Below are 11172 nucleotides of genomic sequence, written 5' to 3'. Positions count from 1 at the left end.
CTAGCCTGTCCGACGTGCCACCTTCTGCTGAGGTCACGGTGCGGGCGCCGGCCAAGATCAATCTCGGTCTGTCGGTCGGTCCGCCGCGCCCGGACGGGTTCCACCCGGTCGCCACGGTGTACCAGGCCGTCGCCCTGTACGACGACGTGACCGCGGTACTGCGGGACGACGACGGCGAGGTCTCGGTGGAGATCTCCGGCGACTTCGCGGACGACGTACCGACCGACGAGACGAACCTCGCGGTCCGGGCGGCGCAGCTGCTGCAGGCAGAGTACGACGTGGACGAGGGCGTCGACCTGACGATCCGCAAGACGATCCCGGTCGCGGGCGGGATGGCCGGCGGGTCGACCGACGCGGCGGCCACGCTGGTGGCGTGCAACCGGCTGTGGGGCCTGCAGTTGACGCAGACCGAGCTGCAGCACCACGCGGCCGAGCTCGGCAGCGACGTACCGTTCTGCCTGGTCGGGCACACCGCGCTCGGTCAGGGACGCGGCGAGCAGGTCACCGAGGTGATGTCGCGCGGGACGTTCCACTGGGTGTTCGCGATCGCCGAGGGTGGGCTGTCGACGCCGAAGGTGTACGGCCAGCTGGACCGGATGCGCCCGCTGCGCCGGGTCGAGCCACCGCAGGTTCGCCCGGAGCTGCTCTCGGCGCTGCTGTCCGGCCAGCCGGCGGCGCTCGCGGTTGCGCTCGGCAACGACCTCCAGGCGGCCGCGCTGGCGCTCCGCCCGGAGCTGGGCGACACCCTCCAGTTCGGCCTCGACCACGGCGCGCTGGCCGCCCAGATCTCCGGCTCCGGCCCCACCTGCCTGTTCCTCGCCGCCGACAGCCGCAGCGCCGTCGACCTCGCGGTGGACCTCGCCGAATCCGGCCTCTGCCGCATGGTCCGCCAGGCCGAAGGCCCGGTCCCCGGCGCCCGGATACTCCCCGCGATCGTCAGCCGGTAATACACTTAGCTAAGTGGACTAAGCTGGAGGCCAATCCAGAGCTGTCAGACCAGCTCAGGGACCGGATCAATACGGAGCTGGACGTCTACGTCAGCGCCGTGTCCGTCTGGGAGCTTTCGATCAAGAAGGCCGCCGGGATGATCAACTTCCCTGAGAACCTGCTGGACCGGCTCGACCGCGGCGGCCTGAGCGAGCTGCCGATCCGCAGGGCGCATGGCGATCTCGCCGGCCGGCTGCCGATGATCCACCGGGATCCGTTCGATCGGATGCTCGTTGCGCAGGCGATGGCCGAGAGGCTGACGCTGGTGACGCGCGACCGCTTCATCCAGAAGTACGACGTGCAGGTGCTCGAGGCCTGAAAACCGTTCGTCCTCGGGCCTGGACGGTGTTACCGTCCGGGGAAGTTCTCATCGAGTGACAGGAGACCGGGATGCGCCGCGGATCGATCTACCGCATCGGTATTGATCGTTTCGACGCATTCGCGAGGACTCTTGAACTCTCTGACGATGGGCATTGTGGCGCATGTCGACGCCGGTAAGACCAGCCTGACCGAGCGGCTTCTGTTCGCCGCCGGGGTTGTCGACCGGGTCGGGCGGGTCGACGACGGGGACACCCGGACCGACTCGATGGACCTGGAGCGCAAGCGCGGGATCACGATCCGCTCCGCGGTGGTGGCGTTCCGGCTCGGGGACCTGCCGGTGAACCTGATCGACACGCCGGGGCACTCGGACTTCATCGCCGAGGTGGAGCGGGCGCTGTCGGTACTGGACGGCGCGGTGCTGGTGATCTCCGCGGTCGAGGGCGTGCAGCCGCAGACGCGGTTGCTGATGCGTACGCTCGGCCGGCTGCGGATCCCGACGCTGCTGTTCGTGAACAAGGTCGACCGGGTCGGAGCACGGTACGACGACCTGCTCGCGGATATCCGCCGCCTGCTGACGCCGGGCGCCGTACCGATGCAGACGGTGCCGGATCTGGGTACGCGGGCGGCGTCCGTCGTACCGCTCGACGTACAGCGCTCCGAGCTCGGCGAGATCCTTGCCGAGCGCAACGACGACTTCCTGGAGCAGTACCTCCAGGGCCCCGTGGACCAGGTCGCGGAGCTGCGCAGGCAGGTCGCGACGGCCGACGTACATCCGGTGTACTTCGGTTCCGCGATGACCGGCGTCGGTATCGGCGAGGTGATCGACGGCATTCGCAACTGGTTGCCGCGGGCAACCGGATCACCGGCGGACCAGCTGCAGGCGCGGGTGTTCAAGGTCGAGCGGGTCGAGGCCGGGCAGAAGATCGCGTCCGCGCGGATCGTCAGCGGCACCCTCGCGGCCCGGACCCCGGTGGCCGTACATCCGGGCGACGGGCCGCAGTACCAGACTCGCCCGAGCGGGATCGAGCTGTACGCCGACGGCACCCGGCGGCCGGTGGACCGCGTCGAGGCCGGGCAGATCGTGGCGTTGCGGGGCCTGAAGAGCATCCGCATCGGCGACCAGCTCGGCGTACCGGCGACGTACGCGCAACGGCTGTTCGCGCCGCCGACGCTGGAGACCGTGGTCACTGCGCGGGACCGCGTGCGGTTGTTCCAGGCACTCACCCAGCTGGCCGAGCAGGATCCGCTGATCCGGGTCCGGAAGGCCGACGAGATCACGGTGAGCCTGTACGGCGAGGTGCAGAAGGAGGTGATCGCGTCGCTGCTCGCGTCGGAGTACGGCGTCGAGGTCACGTTCAGCGAGACGACACCGATCCACGTCGAGCGGCTGAACGGTACCGGTACGGCGATGCGCGAGATCACCGAAGGCCCGTGGGCGGCCGGTGTCGGGTTCCGGGTCGCACCGGTTGCCGAGGGCATCGAGTACAACCTCGAGGTGGAGCTCGGCGCGCTGCCGCGGGCGTTCCACACCGCGATCGAGGAGACGGTCCGGCAGACGCTGCACCAGGGCCTGTACGGCTGGGAGATCCCGAACATCCGGATCGACCTCACGCATACGGCGTACTGGAGCCCGGTCACCGTCGCGGCCGACTTCCGCCGCCTGGTGCCGCTGATCCTGATGCAGGCGATCGCCGAGGCCGGTACGACGGTCCTCGAGCCGGTGAACCATGTCGAGCTGGACGTCCCGCCGGACACCATCGCGCGGGTGATGGCGCATCTCGCCGAGCACCGCGGGGTGGTCACGCAGGCGACCCAGACGCACCTGGAGGGCACGATCCCGGCGGCCGGCACGCACGCGTTCGAGTCACAGCTCCCGACCCTGACCCGCGGCGAGGGCCTGCTCGCCACCACGTTCCACGATTACAGCCCGATCCCGGCCGCACCGCCGACGCGGAACCGCACCGACGGCAACCCGCTCAACGAGAAGCAGTACCTCCTGCACCTCAATCAAAGCTCTTGAGGATGGTGTGGATCTCGCTGACGGTTTCCGGTACGTCGGGGGTGTGGGCGGTGATGCTGAGCAGCTCCCGTAGGTGCAGCAGCGGGAGCCGGTCGCGCCAGCCGGGCGTCAGCGGGTGGATCTCCTCGTACGCCGTGAAAAGCTCGTCGGAGAGGCGGCCGTAGATCAGCAGCGTGGACAGATCCGCCTCCGGCCAGCCGTAGTACACCGCCAGGTCGATGAGGGCGGGCGCGCCGTTCGGTGCGGGCAGCAGGTTGCCGTGCCACAGGTCGCCGTGCAGGAGCGCCGGCCCCTGCGGCGGGATCAGCTCCCCGAGCCGGCCGGCGACCCGCTCCAGGCGCCGCCGGTCCTCGAACGGCAACTGCTGGTGGCAGGTCGGCTCCTCGAGGTACCGCAGCAGCCGGTGCTCCGCGTAGAACGCGTGACCGTCCGTGGTCCACGGGTTCCGCTGCGGCAGTACGCCGAGGTAGTTGTCCCGGTCGTACCCGAACCTGTCCGCGGTACGCAGGTGCTGCAGCGCCAGCGCCCGCCCGGCGTCGGCCCAGTACGTCGGCGACGGGTCCGACGTACCGAGATCCGTCAGCACGATGAAGTGCGGCGTGACCCGCAACACCTCGGGTACGGCGAACCCGCCGGGCGTGCGCAACGCCTCGAGACCGTCCGCCTCCAGCGCGTACAGGTCCGGCGGCAGGTTGTCCTGGGTCTTCACGACCACCGATCGGCCCCGCGACGTACGGACCCGGAAGGTCTTGCTCGCGTACCCACCCTCCAGCGGATCGGCGGCGATCGGTTCGCCCAACGAGAGTCCGTCGAGCCAAGAAGCAGTCAGCACTCGGACGATCCTGGCATGTCCGTTCACGTCAGCTACCCTTGGGCGCGTTATGGCGGCACCTAACTTGGTCAATCTGGAAGCTGTTTCGAAGGGCTTCGGGACCCGCACACTGCTCGACTCGGTCAGTCTCGGCGTAGGCCGTGGTGAGCGGATCGGCGTGGTCGGGCGGAACGGCGACGGCAAATCGACGCTGTTGCAGGTCCTGGCGCGGCGGGAGCCGCCGGACAGCGGACGGATCACACACAACCGCGACCTGCGGCTCGGGTACCTCGGGCAGAGCGACGACCTCGACCCGGAGCAGACCGTGCTGCACGCGGTCCTCGGCGACGTCGAGACCTACACCTGGGCGGCGGACCCGAAGGCCCGCTCGGTGATGGAGCACCTGCTCGGCGAGGTCGACCACGAGGCACTGGTCGGCAGCCTGAGCGGTGGTGAGCGCCGCCGGGCGTCGCTCGCGAGGCTGCTGCTCACCGAGGTCGACCTGCTGATCCTCGACGAGCCCACCAACCATCTCGACATCGAGGCGGTCAGCTGGTTGGCCGAGCACGTCGTCGACCGCGCGGGCGCGCTGATCGTGGTCACCCACGACCGGTGGTTCCTGGACGCGGTCTGCACGGACACGTGGGAGGTGCAGGGCGGCCGCGTCACGTCGTACGACGGTGGGTACGCCGCGTACGTCCTGGCCAAGGCCGAGCGTGCCCGCAGCGCGCAGGTCAGCGAGGAGAAGCGGCAGAACCTGCTGCGCAAGGAGCTGGCCTGGCTGCGGCGCGGCGCCCCGGCGCGGAGCACCAAGCCCAAGTTCCGGATCGACGCCGCGAACGCCCTGATCGAGAACGAGCCGCCGCCGCGGGACAAGCTCGCGCTGTCCCAGCTCGCGACGTCCCGGCTCGGCAAGGACGTGTTCGACGCCGAGGACGTCAGCTTCAGCTACGGCGACCGGAAGATGCTCGACCACGTCACGTTCCGGCTCGGCCCGGCGGACCGGATCGGCCTGCTCGGCCCGAACGGCGCCGGCAAGACCACGTTCCTCAAGGTGCTCACCGGGCAACTCCCGCCGGACCACGGGCTGGTCAAGCAGGGCAAGACGGTCCGGGTCGCGAACCTCTCGCAGCACCTCGAGGAGATCGACGAAACCGTCACGGTCCTGGACCACATCACCGGGATCCGGCGGACCGCGGCGCTCGCCGGGCGCGGCGGTGAGCTGACGTCGTCGCAGCTGCTCGAGCGGTTCGGGTTCACCGGCGACAAGCTGACCACCCGGATCTCGGACCTGTCCGGTGGCGAGCGCCGCCGGCTGCAGTTGCTGCGCATCCTGCTGGACGAGCCGAACGTGCTGATCCTCGACGAGCCGACCAACGACCTGGACGTCGAAACCCTCACCGTGCTGGAGGATTTCCTGGACGGCTGGCCCGGCGTGGTGGTCACGGTCACCCACGACCGGTACTTCCTGGAGCGGGTCAGCGACATGGTTTACGCGATCATGGGCGACGGCCGGGTCCGGCATCTGCCGCGCGGCGTGGAGCAGTATCTGGACGAACTCAGCTCCGGAATTCCGCGGCGGGTCACGTCCAATGTATTGACACCGGCGGCGGCCGTGTCCACCGATTTGCCGGGCCCGGGAAATGACCAGCTGGTTGAACGTCCGACGGCTGACGCGGCAGCGGCCCGGGCGGCGAAGAAGGAGCTGAACCGGATCGAGCGGCAGCTCGCCAAGCTCACCGAGACCGAGGCGAAACTGCACGACCAGCTGGCCGCCAGCGCCAGCGACTACGAGCGGCTGGCCGAGCTGGACGCCGAGCTGCGCAAGCTCGCGGACGAGCGCGGCGAGCTGGAAACTGCCTGGTTCGAAGCCGCGGAACGCGCCGAATAGCGGGGCTTTCGAGCCGGCGTCCCCTCCGATCCCCTGTGATTCGGAGGGGTACGCCGAGCTCCTGGGTGAGCGGGCCCCGTGCCGGCCGGCGTTGTTCGGGCCCCGAGCCCCGGACACCGCGCAGCCGCATTCGGCGGACCACCTCTTGCCGCCGAAGTCACCATGTTTTGACATTTTGTAGTCGGTTCGCCACCGACGGTCATGACCCTAGTAGGGGGCGTAGACCGGTGTCGATAGTTCCCGGCTACAGCAGTCTCTCGATCTCGTTGCAACTAGCAACGACTGAAACAGGGCAGAAGTGACGGTACGTCTTTTCGGATAATTCCGGCACAATTCCTGATCGGCTTTGTCGGCGCGAACAAGTCCCTTTGTTGGTGGCGTCAAAGCGCTTTATTCGAACGGGCGGACCAGTTCCCGCAGCACGCGGGCGATCTTCTGCTGGTCGCGCTCGCCGATGCCGCCGAGCAGGGTCCGCTCGTGCGCGAGCAGGTCCGCCATCGCGGCGTCGACCTTGTCCCGCCCGTCGGGCGTGAGCTGCACGAGCACGCCGCGCCGGTCGCTCGGGTCCGGCAGTCGCTCGACCAGGCCGCGGGCGGCCAGCCGGTCGACCCGGTTCGTCATCGTGCCCGAGGTGACGAGGGTTTCCTTGAGGAGCTTCCCGGGGGACAGTTGGTACGGCGTACCGGCCCGGCGGAGCGCGGCGAGTACGTCGAACTCCCAGGACTCGAGGTCGTGGGTGTCGAAGGCCTGGCTGCGGGCGCGGTCCAGGTGCCGCGCGAGCCGGCTGACCCGGGACAGCACCTCCATCGGCGCCACGTCGAGGTCGGGGCGCTCCCGCCGCCAGGCCTCGATCAGCCGATCGACCTCGTCCTCCATGGTTCCGAGAGTACCGATCAAGACTCTTGACATCAAGACAAGTGCCGTGGATAAAGTATCTCGACATCAAGATAAAACCTGAGGGGAAGGTGCAGTCGGATGCGCAGGTCACCGGTGTGGAGTCCGGAGCAGTACGGCACGTACGCCGACGAGCGGGCGCGGCCGTTCCGGGACCTGGTCGGGCGGGTCCGGGCGCACGACGTACGGACCGTGGTCGACCTCGGCTGCGGGCCGGGCGCGCTCACCGCGACGCTCCGCGACGTCTGGCCGGAGGCGACGATCCGCGGGATCGACAGCTCGCCGCAGATGCTCGAGGCGGCGGAGCAGTACGCCGACGACCGGCTGAGCTTCGAGCTCGGTGACGTCCGGGAGTGGACCGGGGCCGACCTCGACGTGATCGTCACCAACGCGACGCTGCAGTGGGTCCCGGAGCAGCTCGACCTGCTGCCCGGGTTCGTGAGCGCGCTGCGGCCGGGCGGGTGGCTGGCGATCCAGATCCCCGGCAACGGGGACGCGCCGTCGCACGCGATCCTCCGCGAGCTGGCGAACACCCCGCCGTACGCCGAGTACGCGAAGGACGCCTCGCTGCGCCCCGACGTACCCGGGCCGGCCGAGTACGTCGACGCACTGAGCGCCGAGGGGTGCGTGGTGGACGCGTGGGAGACGACGTACTTCCACCTGCTGTCCGGCGACAACGCCGTACTGGAATGGGTGAAGGGGACCGGTGCGCGGCCGGTGTTGCAGTCGCTGCCGGACGACGTCCGGCCGGCGTTCGAGGCGGAGTATGGGGCGCGGCTGGCGGAGGCGTATCCGCAGAAGGATTACGGGACGCTGCTGCCGTTCCGGCGGATCTTTGCTGTTGCTCAGAAGAAGGGCTGACTTCATGCGACTCGATCATGTGCAGGTTTCGTGCCCGCCCGGTGGTGAGGACGTGGCGCGGGAGTTCTACCGGGACGCGCTCGGGATGACGGAGGTGGAGAAGCCGGAGCTGCTGAAGCCGCGCGGCGGGTGCTGGTTCAAGGCCGACGCCGCCGAGATCCACGTCGGAGTGGAAGAAGCGTTTACGCCGGCCCGGAAAGCACACCCCGCCCTGGCGGTGGACGACCTGGATGCGCTGGCCGCACGACTGGAAAGCCTTGGTTTTCCGGTGACCTGGGACAACGAGACGATTCCCGGCCGCCGGCGCTTTCACACCGCCGACGGACACGGGAATCGCGTGGAAATCGTCTAGAGGAGCGAGCGTAGCGAGGTGGAGGTGTGAGCGGCTCGCCCGGCCCCCTCAAGCCGGGCGAGCCGCCGGCTTACTCGGTCGCCAGCGCGCCGGCCGGGGCGACCTTGGCCGCGCGGCGGGCCGGGAGTACCGAGGCGAGCAGGCCTGCGACCGCGGCGACCGCGGCGATCGCGATCAGCAGGGTCCCGGGTACGGCGTACTCGACGCCACCGTTGACCGTCTGGCCGCCCATCAGCGCGCTCGTCCCGGTCCACCCGTAGATCAGGCCGAGCACGATCCCGAGCCCCGCCGCGACCACCGCCATCAGCAGCGACTCGACGGCGAGCATCCGGCGCAGTTGCCCGCGGGACAGACCCATTGCCCGGAGCAGCGCGTTCTCCCGGGTGCGCTCCAGGACCGACAGGCTGAGCGTGTTCCCGACCCCGACCAGCGCGATCAGTACCGACACCCCGAGCAGCCCGATCCCGACGATCAACAGTACGTCGAAGATCTTCGTGTACGTCGACCGCTTGGCCAGGCCGCCCTCGACGGTCAGGTCCTTCACGCTCGGGATCGACTGCTGGACCGCGTCGATCACGTCGCGGCCGTTCGCGTTCGGGTCCGACGCCAGCCAGTACCCGGTCACCGACGCGTTCGGCGACAGCTTCGCCAGGTCGGCCGAGGTGACCGTGATCGGATCCAGCCCGATCGACAACTGGGCGGTCAGCGTGAGCTTGTGCCGTCCCGCGACGATCGTGATCGGCGACCCTTCCTGGATGTTCAGGCCGTGCAGCGTCGGGTAGGTGAGCAGCGCCGTACCGGGCTTGAGCTTCCCGGCCAGCTCCTGGTTGTGGATCACCGAACCGGCCTTGGCGGCGTCGATCCCGGTGACCGACATGTCCTGTCCGGCGGCCTTCACGTCGACCCTGCTGACCGGGACCACCTGGGTGATGCCCTTGATGTCGCGGAGTTGCTGCTCGGCGGCCGCCGGCATCTTCTCGTTCCATGCCGACACCGTCAGGTCGACCGGGTACTGCCCGTTCATCGACACGTCGAACGTCTTCTGCACCGAGGCGATCCCGACACAGGTCAGGCTGATCAGCGTGACGCCGATGAGCAGCGCGGACGTGGTCGCCGCGGTCCGCCTCGGATTCCGGACCGCGTTCGCGACCGCGATCCGGGCCGGTACGCCGCTGCGGGCGGGCAGCGCGCCGATCAGCCGGATCAGCGCCGGTACCAGCAGTGAACCGACCGACAGCACGCCTAGGAACGAGATCGCGCCACCCGCGGCGCCGAGCATCACCTGATGCATTCCGGCGCCGGTCGCCAGCAGCAGGCTGCCGCCGGCGAGGAGTACGAAGCCGACAATCAGCCGCAGTACGCCGGCCCTGGACCCGGCGGCCGGGGCAGTGTCCGGACGGAGCGCGGCGAGTGGCGCCACCTTGGTCGCCCGCCGCGCCGGTACGACGGCCGCGACCAGCGTGGCCAGCGTGCCGAGCAGCAGCGGTACGAACACCGACGCGAGGTCGAGGTGCAGCGGCACCTTCGGGATACCCCAGTCGAACTCGCGGGACAGGGTCAGCGCCAGCGCGGACAGCGCGACGCCGAACACCACACCGATCGCGGACGCGACCACACCGACCACGCTCGCCTCGGCCAGTACGGACGTGAACACCTGTCGCCGGGACGCGCCGACGCAGCGCAGCAACGCCATCTCCCGGGTGCGCTGGGCGATCACGATCGTGAACGTGTTGCCGATCACCAGGCAGGCGACGAACAGCGCGATCAGCGCGAACATCCCGAACACGCCGCCGAGGACGTCGATACCGTGCGTGTAGCTCTCGACCTCGTGCTGGATGAACTCCGCGCCGGTGTACGTCGTCAGCTCACCCGCCACCACGGCCCGGGCGGCGTCGGCGAGTTGCACCTGCGAGACGCCGGGCTTGGCCGCCAGCGCGATCCCGCGGACGAACGCCTCCGGGGCGATCACCTTCATCGCGGCCGGCGTGACGACCGCCGGCGCCGTACCGATGGACTGCCCGTCGTCGAGCAGGCCGACCACGCGGAGGGTCGACGTCTTGCCCTCGTACGCGCTGATCCGCAACTGGTCGCCGATGCCGACCTTGTGCTTGGCCGCCAGCCGGGCCGGCAGCGCGATCTCGTTCGTTGCGGTGGGCAACCGACCGGACGAGGTGCCCGGGCCGGCGATCACCGTGGTGTCGTGCAGGGTGTCGACCTCGAGGCCGGCCGGCCGGACCAGATCCGGGAACGCCGCGTTCAGGTACGCCGTGGTCAGCGTGACGACCGCGGCCGCCTGCGAGACCTGCTGCGCCTTCGCGATGTCGGTCGGGGAGATCGTCGACCGCGACGGGTAGACGACCGCGTCGACACCCTTGTACTGCGCGCCGATCGTCTCGTCGATGCCGTGCGACGCCGACGAGTGCACGATCATCGCGAGCGAGCCGAACCCGACCCCGAGGACGATCGCCAGGCAGGCGGCGACCAGGCGGCCCAGGTGGGCGCGCAGCGAGGAGAGGAGTGAACGTCGCACGTCAGGCCCCCAGCTGCCGCAGCGCGTCCAGGACGCTCTCCGGGGTGGGCTGCTGCAGTTCGCCGGCCAGCTTGCCGTCGGCGAGCATCACCACGCGGTCGGCGTACGACGCCGCCAGCGGGTCGTGGGTCACCATCACCACGGTCTGGCCGAACTCGCGGACCGAACGGCGCAGGAACCCGAGCACCTCGGCGCCGGACCGGGAGTCCAGGTTGCCGGTCGGCTCGTCGGCGAACACCGCCTCGGGCCGGCCGACCAGCGCCCGCGCCACCGCGACCCGCTGCTGCTGCCCGCCGGACAGCTCCGACGGGCGGTGCGTCAGCCGGTCGTCCAGGCCGAGGACGTCGATCAGCGTGTCCAGCCACTGCTGGTCGGGCTTGCGGTTGCCGAGCTCGAGCGGGAGCAGGATGTTGTCCTTCGCGGTCAGCATCGGCAACAGGTTGAACGACTGGAACACGAAACCGATCCGGTCCCGGCGGATCTTGGTCAGCTCCGCGTCCGCCAG

At 69.7% G+C, this 11172-nt stretch carries 10 protein-coding genes; 6 read left to right on the top strand and 4 right to left on the bottom strand.

Annotated features, from left to right (window positions below):
• Positions 1-5 precede the first annotated feature (5 nt).
• From VFF46_RS20905 to VFF46_RS20895, 3 genes are all read left to right on the top strand, one after another.
• A complete protein-coding gene (locus VFF46_RS20905; RefSeq protein ID WP_325038852.1) occupies positions 6-947 on the top strand; it encodes a 4-(cytidine 5'-diphospho)-2-C-methyl-D-erythritol kinase in 942 nt (313 codons plus the stop codon).
• Complete coding sequence (locus VFF46_RS20900; protein ID WP_325038851.1) at positions 866-1306, top strand: type II toxin-antitoxin system VapC family toxin; 441 nt, start codon at positions 866-868, stop codon at positions 1304-1306. Before VFF46_RS20905 ends, VFF46_RS20900 begins: the two co-directional genes overlap by 82 nt.
• 147 nt (positions 1307-1453) lie before the next feature.
• Positions 1454-3328 carry a translation factor GTPase family protein gene (locus VFF46_RS20895; protein ID WP_325038850.1) on the top strand — a complete coding sequence of 625 codons (1875 nt, stop codon included), beginning with the start codon at positions 1454-1456 and terminating at the stop codon, positions 3326-3328.
• On the opposite strand, the gene VFF46_RS20890 is transcribed toward VFF46_RS20895, so the two are convergent.
• Positions 3312-4160 (bottom strand): fructosamine kinase family protein, encoded by an 849-nt coding sequence (locus VFF46_RS20890; RefSeq protein WP_325038849.1) that lies wholly within the window; start codon positions 4158-4160, stop codon positions 3312-3314. The genes VFF46_RS20895 and VFF46_RS20890 overlap by 17 nt on opposite strands.
• A 49-nt stretch (positions 4161-4209) precedes the next feature.
• Here VFF46_RS20890 and VFF46_RS20885 point away from each other — a divergent pair, with 49 nt between their 5' ends.
• The gene (locus VFF46_RS20885; RefSeq protein WP_325038848.1) at positions 4210-6030 is read left to right on the top strand and encodes an ABC-F family ATP-binding cassette domain-containing protein; all 1821 of its coding nucleotides are present in this window, start codon (positions 4210-4212) and stop codon (positions 6028-6030) included.
• Positions 6031-6420: 390 nt separating this feature from the next.
• Here the strand turns inward: VFF46_RS20885 and VFF46_RS20880 are convergent, their stop codons facing one another.
• Positions 6421-6906 (bottom strand): MarR family winged helix-turn-helix transcriptional regulator, encoded by a 486-nt coding sequence (locus tag VFF46_RS20880; RefSeq protein ID WP_325038847.1) that lies wholly within the window; start codon positions 6904-6906, stop codon positions 6421-6423.
• A 99-nt stretch (positions 6907-7005) separates the two neighbouring features.
• On the opposite strand from VFF46_RS20880, the gene VFF46_RS20875 reads away from it, so the two are divergent.
• Both VFF46_RS20875 and VFF46_RS20870 read left to right on the top strand, forming a co-directional pair.
• Positions 7006-7785, top strand: a complete 780-nt coding sequence (locus VFF46_RS20875) for a methyltransferase domain-containing protein (protein ID WP_325038846.1) — start codon at positions 7006-7008, stop codon at positions 7783-7785.
• Positions 7786-7789: 4 nt separating this feature from the next.
• The gene (locus VFF46_RS20870) at positions 7790-8137 is read left to right on the top strand and encodes a VOC family protein (RefSeq protein ID WP_325038845.1); all 348 of its coding nucleotides are present in this window, start codon (positions 7790-7792) and stop codon (positions 8135-8137) included.
• A 70-nt stretch (positions 8138-8207) separates the two neighbouring features.
• Here VFF46_RS20870 and VFF46_RS20865 read toward each other — a convergent pair whose 3' ends face one another.
• Positions 8208-10667 (bottom strand): ABC transporter permease, encoded by a 2460-nt coding sequence (locus tag VFF46_RS20865; RefSeq protein WP_325038844.1) that lies wholly within the window; start codon positions 10665-10667, stop codon positions 8208-8210.
• A 1-nt stretch (position 10668) separates the two neighbouring features.
• Positions 10669-11172 (bottom strand): ABC transporter ATP-binding protein (locus tag VFF46_RS20860; protein ID WP_325038843.1); only part of this gene is annotated, 504 nt, incomplete at its 5' end.

The sequence above is a fragment of the Kribbella sp. genome (assembly GCF_035655035.1).
Taxonomy (GTDB): Bacteria; Actinomycetota; Actinomycetes; order Propionibacteriales; family Kribbellaceae; genus Kribbella.
Note: the sequence above shows the minus strand (reverse complement) of the source record. Positions and strands in the feature narration are given on the sequence as shown.